The organism is Solibacillus sp. CAU 1738, from assembly GCF_039888725.1.
GTDB lineage: Bacteria > Bacillota > Bacilli > Bacillales_A > Planococcaceae > Metasolibacillus.
On record NZ_JBDQQN010000005.1, the window covers coordinates 33228 to 48548 of the forward strand.

The 15321-nt window shown below is 36.3% G+C and carries 16 protein-coding genes, 2 pseudogenes and 1 other annotated feature; of the genes and pseudogenes, 15 read left to right on the plus strand and 3 right to left on the minus strand.

Translation table 11 applies throughout. The annotated features are described in order from the left end of the window. Positions 1-7: 7 nt before the first annotated feature. The 10 genes from AAFN87_RS14590 (at position 8) to AAFN87_RS14630 (ending at position 8056) form a co-directional block, all read left to right on the plus strand. Positions 8-676: a ribonuclease H family protein gene (locus tag AAFN87_RS14590; protein WP_347791804.1), complete on the plus strand. Its 669-nt coding sequence runs from the start codon at positions 8-10 to the stop codon at positions 674-676. Continuing rightward, positions 673-1974, plus strand: coding sequence for a plasmid pRiA4b ORF-3 family protein (locus AAFN87_RS14595; RefSeq protein WP_347791805.1), 1302 nt, complete (start codon positions 673-675; stop codon positions 1972-1974). The genes AAFN87_RS14590 and AAFN87_RS14595 overlap by 4 nt, the downstream gene beginning before the upstream one ends. Further along, the gene (locus tag AAFN87_RS20065) at positions 1931-2032 is read left to right on the plus strand and encodes an SEC-C metal-binding domain-containing protein (protein WP_481886485.1); all 102 of its coding nucleotides are present in this window, start codon (positions 1931-1933) and stop codon (positions 2030-2032) included. Before AAFN87_RS14595 ends, AAFN87_RS20065 begins: the two co-directional genes overlap by 44 nt. 188 nt (positions 2033-2220) lie before the next feature. After that, the gene (locus AAFN87_RS14600; protein WP_347791806.1) at positions 2221-3249 is read left to right on the plus strand and encodes a VanW family protein; all 1029 of its coding nucleotides are present in this window, start codon (positions 2221-2223) and stop codon (positions 3247-3249) included. A gap of 109 nt (positions 3250-3358) precedes the next feature. Beyond that, the gene (locus AAFN87_RS14605; RefSeq protein ID WP_347791807.1) at positions 3359-4189 is read left to right on the plus strand and encodes a methyl-accepting chemotaxis protein; all 831 of its coding nucleotides are present in this window, start codon (positions 3359-3361) and stop codon (positions 4187-4189) included. A gap of 108 nt (positions 4190-4297) precedes the next feature. After that, positions 4298-4834, plus strand: a complete 537-nt coding sequence (locus tag AAFN87_RS14610; RefSeq protein ID WP_347791808.1) for an NADPH-dependent FMN reductase — start codon at positions 4298-4300, stop codon at positions 4832-4834. 136 nt (positions 4835-4970) lie between these two features. Beyond that, positions 4971-5414, plus strand: a complete 444-nt coding sequence (locus tag AAFN87_RS14615; RefSeq protein ID WP_347791809.1) for a MarR family winged helix-turn-helix transcriptional regulator — start codon at positions 4971-4973, stop codon at positions 5412-5414. Positions 5415-5465: 51 nt separating this feature from the next. Next, positions 5466-6407, plus strand: a complete 942-nt coding sequence (locus AAFN87_RS14620) for a ring-cleaving dioxygenase (protein WP_347791810.1) — start codon at positions 5466-5468, stop codon at positions 6405-6407. Between the two features lie 14 nt (positions 6408-6421). Then, a complete protein-coding gene (locus tag AAFN87_RS14625; protein WP_347791811.1) occupies positions 6422-7477 on the plus strand; it encodes an LLM class flavin-dependent oxidoreductase in 1056 nt (351 codons plus the stop codon). A gap of 12 nt (positions 7478-7489) precedes the next feature. Then, positions 7490-8056, plus strand: coding sequence for an NADPH-dependent FMN reductase (locus AAFN87_RS14630; RefSeq protein WP_347791812.1), 567 nt, complete (start codon positions 7490-7492; stop codon positions 8054-8056). Between the two features lie 588 nt (positions 8057-8644). Here AAFN87_RS14630 and AAFN87_RS14635 read toward each other — a convergent pair. Then, the gene (locus tag AAFN87_RS14635; protein ID WP_347791813.1) at positions 8645-9661 is read right to left on the minus strand and encodes a DUF2332 domain-containing protein; all 1017 of its coding nucleotides are present in this window, start codon (positions 9659-9661) and stop codon (positions 8645-8647) included. Between the two features lie 121 nt (positions 9662-9782). On the opposite strand from AAFN87_RS14635, the gene AAFN87_RS14640 reads away from it, so the two are divergent. Then, positions 9783-10664, plus strand: coding sequence for a LysR family transcriptional regulator (locus AAFN87_RS14640; protein WP_347791814.1), 882 nt, complete (start codon positions 9783-9785; stop codon positions 10662-10664). 49 nt (positions 10665-10713) lie between these two features. On the opposite strand, the pseudogene AAFN87_RS14645 reads toward AAFN87_RS14640, so the two are convergent. Further along, positions 10714-11547, minus strand: a pseudogene (locus AAFN87_RS14645) (alpha/beta fold hydrolase). A gap of 272 nt (positions 11548-11819) precedes the next feature. On the opposite strand from AAFN87_RS14645, the gene AAFN87_RS14650 reads away from it, so the two are divergent. Both AAFN87_RS14650 and AAFN87_RS14655 read left to right on the plus strand, forming a co-directional pair. Continuing rightward, positions 11820-13022: an MFS transporter gene (locus AAFN87_RS14650; RefSeq protein ID WP_347791815.1), complete on the plus strand. Its 1203-nt coding sequence runs from the start codon at positions 11820-11822 to the stop codon at positions 13020-13022. Between the two features lie 11 nt (positions 13023-13033). Continuing rightward, entirely contained in the window at positions 13034-13204 is a 171-nt protein-coding gene (locus AAFN87_RS14655) for a DUF2197 domain-containing protein (RefSeq protein WP_347791816.1), read from the plus strand. Positions 13205-13332: 128 nt separating this feature from the next. Here the strand turns inward: AAFN87_RS14655 and AAFN87_RS14660 are convergent, their stop codons facing one another. Then, the gene (locus AAFN87_RS14660) at positions 13333-13530 is read right to left on the minus strand and encodes a hypothetical protein (protein WP_347791817.1); all 198 of its coding nucleotides are present in this window, start codon (positions 13528-13530) and stop codon (positions 13333-13335) included. 142 nt (positions 13531-13672) lie between these two features. After that, positions 13673-13875 (plus strand) — a binding site (T-box leader). A 262-nt stretch (positions 13876-14137) separates the two neighbouring features. On the opposite strand from AAFN87_RS14660, the pseudogene AAFN87_RS14665 reads away from it, so the two are divergent. Together AAFN87_RS14665 and AAFN87_RS14670 are read left to right on the plus strand one after the other, a co-directional pair. Then, a pseudogene (locus AAFN87_RS14665) lies at positions 14138-14488 on the plus strand (N-acetyltransferase family protein); the annotation flags it as partial. Positions 14489-14501: 13 nt separating this feature from the next. Then, entirely contained in the window at positions 14502-15200 is a 699-nt protein-coding gene (locus AAFN87_RS14670) for a class I SAM-dependent methyltransferase (protein WP_347791818.1), read from the plus strand. The last annotated feature ends 121 nt before the right edge of the window (positions 15201-15321 follow it).

Consider the following 15321-nt stretch of genomic DNA (forward strand, 5'->3'; position numbering starts at 1 on the left):
TTTCACGTTGAAAATTGTAATAGAGTGGGCGTATAAAACGCCAAAAGGAGCACAAGCCATATTTCGCTCGGATGAAATGTCTGCAGCACAGGCGCTAATGATAGCTGAGGATTTGGAACGTACTGGTAGAGTAAAAAGTATGACACTAACAGATGAGTATGACAGTACATGGATGATAAAAGAGCTGAAGAAATATTTAAAGGAAATCGAAACGGAGCCGCATGATGTGGTCGTATATTTCGATGGTGGATTTGACCGTGCGACGAATCAATCGGGTTTAGGCTGTGTAATTTATTATGTACAAAATGGAAAATCGTATAGATTACGAAGAAATGCTTTTACTACAGGGCTCGTATCTAATAATGAAGCAGAATATGCAGCTTTAAATTTAAGCATAGTCGAACTGGAATCATTAAATGTGCATCATTTGCCTGTACGTTTCATTGGAGATTCGCAAGTAGTGATTAATCAGATGAATGGTGAGTGGCCAGCCTACGAGAAGGAATTGTCTACATGGGCAGATCGAATTGAAAAAAAGTTAAAAAAGCTAGGCATTACCCCCGAGTATGAACATGTTTCTCGCAAAGAAAATGCAGAAGCAGATCGTCTTGCAACTCAAGCTCTTAACGGTATAGAAATTACGGGATTGATTGAAGTAAATGGGGTGAAGGAATGAAAGCGTATATAGTAACATTTACATTTGAAGATATTTTACCTACTGTATGGAGAAAGGTTATTATGCCTGCCGGGGTTACATTTAATCGGGTACATGAAGTAATTCAACATACAACAAATTTCCAAAGCTATATGGAGCCGTATCATTATTTTGAGTTTCCGATTACTCAGGAGAAACTTATCATCACAAATAATCCGTATACAATTGAGGCTTTTAAAGCAGATAAGAACGCTTTTCATGGTAATGCCATTAAACAACCTGCACACAATAAAATAGACGCATATATTGAAAAATACGGTGAATTAGTATATTGCTATGATGCGGGAGATGATTGGCGCATTACAATAAAGCTAGATGAAATTGTAGACGATTATTATTTCGGATACCCAACATTGTTAGATTTTGCAGGTGATGCTCCACCCGAAGATGTAGGGGGACCACCTGGCTTTGCAGCATTTTTGCAGGCGTATAATAATCCTGCACATCCGGAATTTCTACAAACATACGCTTGGGCGGAGAAGCAGCATTTTAGACGGTTTGATCCCTATTGGACGAACTATATGCTTAAAACTATAGATTATAAGAAAACAGAATGGTCAAATATCAATCATATAAATTATATAATACAGTCAGATAAATACAGACAACGCAACTATTTTTCAATCGATGAAATTGAAAATCATGAAGAAATATTTAATTATATTGTAGCGTGTACGGCCCTTTATGGTATAGTCCCGCAGCGTATTGTCATTGATGTATATAATGCACATCATAAAAAGCCAATCTCGTTGAAGGAGCTTGTATTTTTATGTGGGGATAAGGATTTCAAAAATAGACTTCAAGAAAATTTTGTGCGCATAAAAGGATCCGAATTTATTTATGAAACAATCGGACATTTCGTAGACTATAAGAAATACAAGCAAGCAGCTGAAGGTAAGCCATTTTATATGCCATCAAAGGAACAATTAATAAAATATATGGATGGTTTATATATTGAAAGAACACCTGCAATTCGTAAGCTTGAAAAACAAATTACTCAAAACTATGATATAAATGAAGAGGATTTACTCGATATTATTTATGAAGTAGTGGGGAGTATTCAAATAGATACACCGTTTAATAATACAGTTGAAGAGTTTTTAAATCATTTTGAGTTCGATAGTAAGGCGAGTATAGATACGTACATTGCGTTGCTTGTTGAGGTGGCCAATACTACGCGTATTTGGGGAAACCGTGGTCATACACCATCCGAGCTTGCATCTTTTCGGCAACATTCCTACGAACAAAGCAGGACGTAATGATTCGTGCAGCTGTGGTAGTGGTAAAAAATTTGAAAAATGCTGTGGCAAATCATAACACTACAATAAAAAATCAACCATGAGCTGATAATACGAGCTTATGGTTTTTTTTATGAAGTAAAATAAGTCAATATAGCTCATAATAATCATAAGAAAAAAACAGACACGCTTTTATATGCTCCTGCATAAAATGTCAAAGTGAATTCAAATATCCATAGTATGATTACTATAAGCTAGGGGTAGATCATGATAAAAAATGTCCTTATACTACTTATTATTATGTGCACTGTCGTATTGACGGGATGTTTTGGGAACTTAGAAAAAGAAAATCTTAGTAATAAAGTTATTGAATTAGAACAAAAGGTTTTGGAGTTACAGCGACAAGTAACAAACAATGAAAATGTTGTTGTAGCAGAAAGTGATATAGAAGAAACTGAAGTCGAACAGCATGTTGCTATTAAATTAGTCGATCCAAAGACGTTCACTGTGATCAAAACGATTGTACCAAAAGAGCTCGGCTACGAAACAGATTTCTCAGCATACGTAAATGAAATTGAACAAATAGCAAAAGATTTAGCGAGAGGTTCAGAAACTGTAGCAGGCTATGATAAGAAAATGATGCTTGATAAAATAGGTGATAATGGCGAGATTATTAAGGGCAGTCCTATGGTCATTTTAAAAGAAAGTGAATTAGTGGAAAGGATTTTAGCGGCATCAGATAGTGGTGCAACCGTTGAATTACCTTTATATACGACTGAAAGCAATTATAATGCTGCAGATATTGAAAGCTTGGATGATGTAGTTGTCGCTTCTTATACAACTTATTTTAGTCCTGCTGACGCTGGAAGAAATAAAAATATAGAACTTTCAGCAAATGCTATTAATAATGTAATTGTCGGTAGTGGAGATGTTTTTTCTTTTAATACGATTGTTGGACCTAGGAATGAGGCAAACGGCTATCAACCGGCACCAGAAATAATTAACGCAAAGCTTGTAATGGGCATTGGCGGAGGTATTTGTCAGACTTCTTCCACACTTTTTAACGCAGTTGATCAAGTGCTTATTGCATCTGTTGAAAGGCATCATCATTCATTAGATGTTGGCTACGTGCCAAAGGGAAGAGATGCAACTGTGTCATACGGTATATTGGATTATAGATTTCAAAATATAAGCGGGGTTCCTTTTATAATAAAATCAAGCTATGGTAATGGTATTCTGACTGTAGAAGTGAGGACTTCTCCTGACTATGTGGAAATGCTGAAAAAAACTGTATAATAAAAAAGATACTATTTGTAGAGATACTTCTAACAATAGTGTCTTTTTTAATTTTGTTATATTATACTAAAAAGGGAAAAATTAATAGATATTTTGCTTAGAAGGGAAAATGACGTTGAATCCAAAAATACAGGCAGCAATTAATGCAATTGATTTTTACCATACTACATATCCTGAAGATGCATGTGTTGTAATAGCTGATACAGAAAGAATTCTTGCATATAAGCGAGGGGAAAATATAGATTTAAAAATAACTGTTGGTGATGAGTTAGAAAAATATCGTGGTAGTATAACTGAGCAAGCATTGACATTAGGGAAATTTTTGAGAGATGAGCGTGGACCAGAAAAATTTGGTTTTGCTTACATTTCAACAGCACAGCCTATTTTCGACAACGGTAAAGTAATTGGTGTAATAACTGCGACTATATCAAATGCAATGATGGATAATATGCGCATGTTGGCAACGGAGTTATCAAGTTCTGTTGAAGAAATGACTGCGACAAATGAAGAATTAACTAAAGCAAGTATAGATGTTTCGAATCGTTTGGAAGGATTATCTGAGTTTTCCGAAATGATGACTAATGATATTCATCAAATTAATGTGATTGTTAGCTTAGTGAAAGATATAGCAACAAAATCAAAAATACTTGGTTTAAATGCATCTATAGAAGCTGCTCGTTCAGGGGAGCATGGTCGAGGGTTTGCGGTAGTAGCTTCTGAAATTCAAAAAATGGCGCAAACAAGTACAGAAAGTGCCAATAACATTGCAGCACAGCTAGAGAAAATCAAAGCTTCAATTGATAATGTAAATATTTCCACAAATCAAATTGCGGCCTTCACCGAACAATTTTCTGCAAGCATGCATGAGCTAAACGATGCATACTTAGGAGTAAACCGAACTGCAGAAAATTTATTGAATATTAGTGAAATTAAAAGTTAAATCATAGAAACTATTGTTTTATTAGCAATCGTTGTGGATATTATAATAACGTGCATTATCTTTACGAGACTTGAAACTATATTTTGAAATTACAAGGAGAAGATCGATATGGTTAAAATTGGGATTATTTTAGGGTCAACACGAGAAAGACGTGTCAGCCCACAAGTTGGTACTTGGGTTAAAAATATTGCAGATGGGCGTAGCGATGCCGACTATGAAATCATAGATATTGCTGAATTCAAATTGCCGTTATTAGGTGAACCCGGGGGAGACGCATCGGGTGCAGCTACTTGGTCTAATAAAATTGCGGCTTGTGACGGTTTCGTATTTATCACGCCAGAATATAACCACTCCATAACAGGTGCATTAAAAAACGCCTTAGATTACTTACGTGAGGAATGGAATAATAAAGCTGCCGGTATCGTTTCTTACGGTTCAGTAGGTGGGGCTCGTGCGGCTGAGCATTTACGCGGTATACTTGGTGAGTTATTAGTCGCGGACGTACGTGTCCACCCAGCATTATCGTTTTTCACTGATTTTGAAAATGGTAATATTTTTAAACCAAAGGATGTACAGGTAGTTTCAGTGAATCAAATGCTTGATCAATTAATACCTTGGTCTACAGCATTAAAAACAATTCGGTAATAAAAAATCTAAAGTCGTTGCAAACATTGCGCGGCTTTTTATTATATAAATATCTCGAATTCGAGATATTTTACTTGTATTCATATCACTTGCGTGGTAAAGTGATGTTATAGGAAGAAGAGAGGAGGACAATTAGTTGAGAAACCACACACTAGGATCGCTCACTTGGCTACGTATGATGCGCTTTACAAACCAAAGTAATCATTTATCGAATGAGTTTTTAAAGCGCTTCGAGTTAACGACCGCTCAATTTGATGTATTAATTCAAATTAAAACGTATGCACCATTAACGCAATCGGAGTTAGCTGAAAAAGTAACAGTCACACAAGGTGGAATATCTAGAATGCTTGCAAGGCTTGAAAAAGAAGGCTTAATTGAGCGCAAGCAAAACTGGAAAACAAAAACGATTTCACTAACGCATAAGGGTGAGCAGATGATTGATACTGCTACACCACATCAGCTTAACTTTCAATCCTCATTCTTTGAAGAAGTTTTAACAGAAAATGAATTAAAAACTTTATATACACTAATGTCGAAAATAGAGAAACATAGTCAGAAGAAAAAATTACCACCGGCGTGATTTTTTTTAAACTATCACTTGCATAGTCAATTGAAAATAGGGGGAATTAGAATGAATAAATTAAGTGGACACCATCATATTTCGATGCTTACTAAAAACGGAAAACAAAATAATGATTTTTATACAAAAATATTAGGCCTACGTCGTGTGAAGAAAACGGTAAATCAGGATGCACCTTCAATGTATCATTTATTTTACGGTGATTTAACTGGTGGGGCAGGCACAGAGCTATCATTTTTTGAAATGCCGGTTGCAGGCAGGACAGTGCGCGGGACAAATGCAATTACCCGCATTGGGCTATTAGTACCGAAGTTTGAAAGCCTCGTATACTGGAAAAATCGTTTTGAGTTATTAGAAGTAGAGCATAGTGAAATCACGAAGTATGGTGGAAAAGATGCGCTATTTTTTGAAGATCACGAAGGATTACGAATGGTACTACTAAATCATGAAGGTCAAGAAATACCAAAACACTGGCAAGCTTGGACAGATTCAAATGTGTTAGATGAACATCGTATTTTAGGAATGGGAACTGTAGAAATAACAGTACGCAATATTAATCGAACTGTTAACCTATTGAAAGAACTTTTCGACTATACAGTAGTCACTGAGAATAATAAGGAAGTACGCCTTCAATCAATTGAGGGAGAGACGCTTGGCGAGATAATTGTTATTGAGCTAGAGGGACCAAGTGAAAAGCCTGGACGAGGTAGTATTCATCATTTAGCACTTCGTGTAGAAACAATAGAAGAGCTACAAAAATGGGATTCATTAATTAAAGAGCGCGGTTTAGATAGTTCAGGAATTGTTGATCGTTATTATTTCCAAAGCTTATATTTTAGAGATCGCAACGGCATTTTATTTGAAATGGCAACCGATGGGCCTGGCTTTACGGTTGATTCAGCTATTGAAGATTTAGGGAAAGAACTTGATTTACCACCATTTTTAGAAGAAAAAAGAGCAGAAATTGAAGCGATATTAGAGCCATTAGATTAAAGGGGAGATACATTATGGAAAAATATAGAATTGACACATCGAAAGGGATGGAATTTGGTTTATATTCATTAGGGGATCATATTGCCAACCCATTAACAGGAGAACGCATTTCGCAGCAACAACGAATTAATGAACTTATTGAAGCAAGTAAATTAGCAGAGCAAGCAGGTATTGATGTATTTGGGGTCGGCGAAAGTCACCAATCTTACTTTACTACACAAGCACATACCGTTGTGTTAGGTGCAATTGCACAAGCAACAGAGAAAATTAAAATTTCTAGTTCTGCCACTGTACTTAGTGTTTCTGACCCAGTTCGGGTTTATGAGGACTTTGCTACAATCGATTTAATTTCAGATGGACGTGCCGAAATTGTAGCAGGGCGCGGTTCACGTGTTGGCGCTTATCATTTACTAGGTGTCGATTTACAAGATTACGAGGAAATTTTTGAGGAAAAATTAGAGCTTCTCAAAAAAATTAATGACGAGGAATATATAACATGGGAAGGGCAATATCGTGCACCACTTAACAAAGCGCAAATTTTACCACAGCCTAAAAACGGTTCATTACCAATTTGGCGTGCTGTTGGTGGACCACCAGCAAGTGCGATCAAAGCTGGTTATATGGGAATTCCAATGATGTTAACAACTTTAGGTGGACCAGCTATTAATTTTAAGGCTTCTGTTGATTTTTATCGTGAAGCAGCTGAGCGTAGTGGTTTCGATCCAGCGACTTTACCGATTGCGACGACAAGTTTATTTTACGTCGCTGATACTACGAAAGAAGCATTACAAGGTATGTATCCTCATATCAATGGCGGCTTCCAAGCTATTCGTGGTGCAGGGTATCCAAAACAGCAATTTGCACAAGCACCTGATACTCGGGATGCCTTAATGGTTGGTAGTAAGGATGAAATTATCGAAAAAATGCTTTATCAACATGAGCTATATGGTATGCAACGTTTTATGGCTCAAATTGACTTTGGTGGTGTACCCTTCGATAAAATTATGAAAAATATTGAAATTATCGGTAATGATATTATCCCAGCAATAAAAAAATATACAGCAAAGTAAGAGGTGTTTGAAATGAAAATCGTGGCACTTGCTGGCTCTATCGTCGGCTCAAAAACAAAAACAGCGATGTTAAAAGTAGTGGATATATTTGAGCAAAAATATCCAGAGCATGAAATCACTTTACTTGATTTAGCAGAGTATAAAATGGAATTTAGTGATGGGCGAAACTATTTTGAATACGAGGGTGATACAAAATATGTTGCAGAAATAATTATGGCAGCAGATGCAATTGTTATTGGTACACCGACTTTCCAAGCATCCATTCCAGCGACATTAAAAAATATTTTCGATTTACTACCAGTGAATGCTTTCCGCGATAAAGTCATTAGTACAGTCGTAACTGCTGGTACTTCAAAACATTATTTAATGGTTGAGCAACAATTAAAACCAATTTTAGCCTATATGAAGGCGCATATTGTGCCAACGTATGTCTTTATTGAAGAAAAGGATTTCCTACGAAAAGAAATTATCAATGATGATGTATTATTCCGTTTATCACGCTTAGTAGAGGATACAGTTATGGTAGCTGATGCATTTGCAACTATTCGTGCTAAAAAAGATGAGGAATACGATTTTTAGTGAATTTTTCATTTTACAATAAGTAGTCGTAAACCGTTGATTTCTGTTTCAGGCGCTCCATTTCCGCAGGCACGGCTCCAACTAATTTTTGCGGCGACCCACCGCAAAAATGGATTTTCCGCACGCGCTGCTCCTGCGCTTACTCGTCGCAGGAGGGTCGCGCCTTTCACTCCAATCAACTTATATAGGGTAATAAAAGATATTGTGTTCCTATCTTACAAAAATACTTGATGTGATGATAACTATGACGACGAAATATCGCTAATGGGCATGGCAAGCTGCAAAGACATATGGCAGAGTCACACAAACGCTTTTTACCAATCAGGTAATGAAATAACTACCTATTAATTCGATAAAAAACCTATGAAACTCCCGAGCAAATACTTACTATACCCCCTGGCAAAAGTAATGATTCGCCCGTGGGAGGTTAATTTCCGCCCATGGCAACCCGCTTTTCGCCCGTGGGAAGCCACTTTTCGCTCGTGGGAACATGCATATCGCCCATGGGACATCAATTGCACCGCGGTACCGTTTTTTTCACGAGGGAGCCCGCGTTTTACTGGGGAACAGCTTTTCGCCCATGAGAACTTAGCTCCATTTAAATGTTCGCGCGTGACCATCTGGTTTTTCCATTAAACGGATTGAAGTAATGTTGCCATCCTGTATTAAATCTTGATGTAATTCAGCATCAAATAAATTATTATAGCAGTGATAGAGAGGGCGATGTATACTAATGTTTTTTAATGTTTCCATTAAGTGTATCCGAACAGGCTTAGGTATTTGATTGGCGACATGTGTATGATAAATAACAATGAAAGCGTCAGGATCTACTGTATTGCATACTTCTTCAATTTTTGCGACTGCATCACCTTGTATAAGCTGTACATTTATATTGGTCAAGACTTCAGCTGCGTTTAGTAGGAGTTTTCTTCTGTCCGCATGCTCTGGCCATATTAATGCTTGTAGCCATTTTAAATCTTCAGCTTTTTTTACATCGATTGGATTTAAATCGAGACCAATGCGGCTTTGAATAATCGGTTTTGTGTAGATGGCAGTAGGTAGTGGTTCACCTAAGTTATTAGATTTAATTAGAACTCCATAATTTGTGTTTTCAACATATTGCTCCTCGTTATAAAAGTAGTTAAATTGATCCATTGCTAGTTGTAAACCCGCACTCGCACCTATTTCGATTAACGCAAGAGGCTGTTTATGCTTTTCGTAAATTTCTGAAATCATCGGGTATAAATAAGCACAGCGACGAACTTCATTTGTTTGGACGAGCTTGGATTGAAATAAGGTTACTAAAGCATCCGCATTTGATAACGTAAATTGCTTAAATGGAGCAAATGCTTGGTCTACAGGTTTTGGGCTATTCGTAAATGAAGCATAATAATCTTTCAATTCATGTGCAGCATCCATTAATAAGAAATGTACGCTTGCAAAAAATAAATTTGGTACTGGTTGACCTAATGGAATTGTAGTGGCTAGTGCAAGTAATTCATTGTCTTCTGCAATTTTATACGACAAATATTCATAAAGCGGGCTTGAGTTTTCACATTCTTGCTTGGCGAAGATTTGGAACTGTTGACTTTCATTTCGATTCATAACGATCACTCTCCCAAAGTTATTGTCTAACTACTAATAAGTGTAAAATTGATTTATAATTTAGTAAATTAAATGTATTTAAACAATATGATTAAGAAAATTAATCAGTGAGAGGTGCATTATGGATTATAGATGGATTCAGTCATTTATTACAGCCGCTAAAACATGCAATTTTAGAAAGGCGGCCGAGGAACTTCATTTATCACAGCCGAGTATAACGGTCCATATCCATCAGTTAGAACAATTTTTGCAAATCGAGTTATTTAAACGAGAGAAAAATCGTGTGCAATTAACGGATGCTGGGAAGATATTTTTAACAGAGGCAGAGGCGATTGCAAGCCAGTGGAATAATAGCTTGGAGCGTTTTCGCCTCGCTCATAAAGGCTTTAAGGAAAAGTGCATAATAGCAATGACACCATTAATGGTAGAAACAATATTACCGCATGTGATTTACCAATTTATTAATGATAACCCGTTGATTGATGTTTCAATTTTAGTGGAAGATTCTAAAATAATTGAACAGCTAATTGCTGAAGGAAAAGCGCATGTGGGGGTTTCACTATTACCAGCCTCCACAAGAGAAATACATCAAGAGCTTTTGTTTGAAAGTAAGCTAGAGTTCGTCATTCCACTTGATTCATATGATGATGAAACAGGGGAACATATTGATTTTGATGTGTTGTTTTCAAAGTATGCATTTTTCACGCATCATCATCCAACGATTTGGGGGCAGCTTTCTAGCAAAATCAAACAGCATTATCCTTTTTCGAAACAAATACAAATATCGCAATCTTATGTTGTCAAGCGATTGATTAAAGATGGCTTAGGCATGTCTTTTTTACCAAAAGTAATCGTACATAAAGAGCAAATGGAAGGGCGTTTTAATATTGTCCCTTTTGATCCGTTTGTATTGCCGCCAGTGCCTGTTTATTTAATGTATAAAGATGCACGTTTTCATGATGCTGAATTAATGAAGCTCATAAAAACAAGATATTATGTGTGAAATATTCAATGAAAAATCCTGGGGAAAAACTAACCCCAGGATGAATTTATTATAAAGTTGATGTAACAAATGACTGAAATAACTCTTCTTCCTCAGAATAAGGATTGTGATTGCTTTTTTCGAATGTTGTAAAATTAGCGTTTGGTATTAATTCTGCAATTTCTACTCCGATTTTATGCGGACATTGTGCATCGTATTTGCCAGTGTAAATAAAGCTCGGTATATTGATATTCTTGAGTTGCTCACGCAGATCATATGTTTTACATTATACTTTTCTAAAATAATCTAATCGTTCGCCAACAGTTTTCCCACTATTAGGCTTTTTAAGTGCTTCCTTCAGTTTATCTTCTGAATAATAAGACATTAATGACCATTCATAGCCAATCTTTTGGCGTGTTTCGATAGGAGTAGCTGGATCATTCAATTGTTCCATAATGTCTATTATGCGTTGGAAATTTGGATTTTGATGGCAATAAATACTTTCAGGATCGGCACTATATTCCACGCTTGCTGCTGCACCACCCGCAATAATTTTAGTTAAAGAGGAGGGGGCTAATATAGCATATTTTAAAGCAAGCATCCCACCAGTTGAGTGTCCAGCAAAGCCCCATGCATCAAGCTCTAAGGCAGCTCGAATAGCCTCTAAATCCTTCACTGTTTCTTCCATACTATATTCTGCTTGTTCAGTTGCTATTACTGAATTACCTGCTCCTCGTAAGTTGATCAAGTAGACGTGGTAGTTCGCTGTAAAAGGATACGCAAAAGAATTCCCACGCTCATCATAAGCACTATACAAATGAGTGATGGCTAACGGCTCACCTTGTCCCTTCTCAAATAATTCAAAAATACCCCGTGTTGTATTTAGCATTCTCTTTTCCCACATAGTAAGGACCCCTTTGATATGTATTTATTACATTAGTATTGTAGCATTTCTCCTCAGTGAAAGAGATGGAATTTTGTGATAATTTTTATTGAAAGGTATATTATCATTTGGATTCTAATCAATTCCGCTCTATTCTAATAATTTCCAAATGTCACAAAATATTAAGAAATGTGAGAAAAATCACAGTTAATTTTTGTTAATATATAGTCATTAATGTAAGCGCTTTATTAGTGTGAGTAAGCTACAATATAGCAGCTTAGAAGGGACACAGTATGGTTTTATGGAAAAAATACGGGCTGTTACTTGGAGGATTAGGATTTTCTCACCTTGGAAACTGGATTTATGTTGTAGCGTTGAATTTATTTGTTTTACATTTAACTGGTTCAGCGGCCGCGGTTGCGGGTATTTACATCGTTGGGCCAATCGCTAGAATTTTGACGAATTTCGTAGCAGGTTCAATTATTGACCGTTCCAATAAGCGGAAATTAATGATAGCAGCCGATATTGTGCGAGGCATTATTGTATTTTGTCTACCGTTTATGGATTCAATATGGCTCATTTATGCGTTACTTTTTTGTGCGAATATAGCAAGTAGTTTCTTTGGTCCGAGCAGTACATACTATAAAACAAAATTTGTTGCACAACATGACCGAAAACGATTTAACGCAATATTAGGCACATTTAATTCAGGCTCATTTCTTATTGGTCCCGCCATTGCAGGTGTTCTCATTATGAGCTTTAATACAATGATTACGATATGGGTAAATAGCTTTACATTTTTCGTTTGTGCTCTCGCAATTTATTACTTGCCGAATGTAGATGAACAAGTAGAGGAAAAAAGACAGAGTATTACATGGCAAGTACTAAAAGCTGATTTCAAAGTTGTCACAGCATTCGCTCGGACGAATCGCATGTTTATTAAAATCTTTTTACTTTTCCAATGTACGTTAATGATCGCCTTTGCACTTGACTCTCAGGAAGTTACATTTATTAAGCAAGATTTAGCAGCATCGGATAGCTTGTACGGCTTAATTGTTAGTATTGCTGGATTAGGAGCAATTGTTGGAGGAATCGTCGCAGCAGCACTTACGAAAAAAATATCCCTTAAAAGTTATTTAGGCTTCGGTATGTTATTTACGATGCTGTTTTATACAGCATTTTATGCATCATGGAATATTTGGATTGCCATTGTCTCATTTATTGCACTCGGCTTTTTCATGGCATTTAGTAATACAGGCTACGAAACCTTTTATCAAAATAATGTCCCTCCAGAAATGATGGGACGATTTGGTAGTGTCACGTCGATTTTTCAAAGTGTATTACAAGTGATTTTCACACTGCTTCTCGGTGTATTTGCTGATGTATTTTCTTTACAAGTAACAGCAATTAGCTTCGGTATCATAAGCATTTTATTAGCAAGTTTATTGTTTGTTAGCATTTTTTCAAAACAGGCATTGCATATTGTAAAAGATTAGGGGGATGCACGATGTTTTATTATGAATGTACTTGTTATTGCTGTAAAAAATTGTTTAAAATGATGGAAGGGTCAAGAAAATATCAGTTATATAAGCAAAATATGAACGGTAAATTTTCCTGTGAAGCGTGTGATCATAAAATCTATTTAGAAGCACGTAAAAATTTGATTTCAAAATTGTAATTTTAATAAAAGGGGGGTGTCCAGAAAGGAAAAACTTTCTGAACACCCTTTTCGCTCCTTGATAGTTACCAATCAAGAAATTTTGCTCCTGTGGTGGTCGCATCAAAATGCCAGTGCCCCATTACTATTTATGTACCAATCATAAGAAGTAGCGTACTTCCTGCATAAAGAAAAATCCCGAGTACAGTGAAAAAATACAATGTCATTTCACCTTTAGATAACTTTCTTTGCCACTTCGTTTTCTTTAGATGTCTTGCAGTGGCATATCCACATAGCACCAATAATATAATCCCAGCATCATTTATGTTATCCAGTAAATTAATCAAAACTTTTCCTCCTTCTAGTAAAACAGGACAAGTGTTTAGTATTTAGCAGTATATGCGACTTGAGGAGGGCTATATGTAACATTGTGCAAAGTACATTTGACAAATAATGTTTATTCATCTATGATTGTTAAAATTTACATAACAAATGACTTTGATTGGAAGTATTAAGGATCCATTATTGCAAAGAGAGCTGCTGGTTGGTGAGAAGCAGCGAATAATGCCCCCAACTCGTCCAGGAGTATTTATGCTGAAAGCTAGTAAGCATAAACGGCAGCTACCGTTACAGCTTAAGTGGGCATTTGTTGCCAATTAGAGTGGTACCGCGAATATAACTTCGTCTCTTTGTTGAGGCGAGGTTTTTTTGTTGAATGGAAAAAATATAGATATACATGCAGGTGCATTTAAGTTGAGATTTATCTTTCAAATTTTAAGGAGGAGAAAACAAATGACAATAACAATCATAATTCGAAAAGCTACTCTGGAAGATGCACCAGCAATTGCAGCAATCCACGTTGCTAGTTGGCAAACTACATACACAGGAATTATAAATTAAAAGTATTTAAGGAACCTATCAGTAGCACAACGTACATCTTTATGGGAACACAATTTATCACTTACTGACAATACGGTCCTTGTTGCAGAACTAGATGGTCGATTGATTGGCTTTAGTTCGGGAGCAGCTGCAAATCAAGAGGAATACCCGGCTTTTGACGGAGATGTAACTTCGATTTATTTTTATGAGGAGTTTCAAGGGCGAGGCTTTGGTAAGTTATTAATGGATGCTCTACTTTATGAATTTAAATTAAAGGGCTACAATTCGGCTATTGTAAAAGTACTGGAAGATAATAAAAGCCGTTATTTTTATGAAAAGCTAGGTGCAACTTTGATTGATGAAACAACAATAAAAATTGCTGGGGATGAATTAACACTATTAACTTATGGATGGGATGAAATATAGAGGAGGTAATACTATGCAAACATCATGGCAGAGAGAGGATGTTACGAAGCATTATTTAGAGCAAGTACGAGGCGGGATTCCGTTTGGCGCTGAACAGGCACAAATTATGCTACAAGTAGTAAATCATTTTGTGAAAAGCCCTGAACTAATTATAGATTTAGGATGCGGAAATGGCTTTTTAGCTGAGATTTTATTACGCACTTATAAGGAAGCAAAGGCAATTTGTATTGACCACTCAGAGCCCATGATTGATCAAGCAAAAGAAAATTTAACAGCATATGCGGACCGGTGCGCGCTTTATGTAGAAGATTTTAGTCACTCGATACTCAGTTTTGCTAAGTCTGATTCCGTTGATTGTATTGTATCAGGTTATGCCATTCACCATTTGCCACATGAAGAGAAAAAAACACTTTACAAGGATATTTATAAGCTATTAAAACGTGGTGGTATTTTCATTAATATTGAACATACAGCTTCAGCGACACCGTCAATTGAAAAGCTACATGATGAGCTTTTTATCGACCATTTAACTGCTTATAACAAAGGTAATCGAGAACAAATAGCAGCTGAATATTATAATCGGCCTGATAAAGCAGATAATATATTGGAGCGGGTCGATATTCAGGTCAATTGGCTAAGAGATATTGGCTTTCAGCATGCGGATTGCTATTTCAAATGGATGGAGTTAGCTGTTTTGGGGGGCGTAAAATAAAGGTTTGACGGGACAATTAATGCTGCTTAATATAGGGTAAAGAAAAGAACAGCTGTAAGACAAACGTTACTGCTTTTTTTTAGTTTTTTCAGCGTTACGGACATGTATATAGTAGAGCATT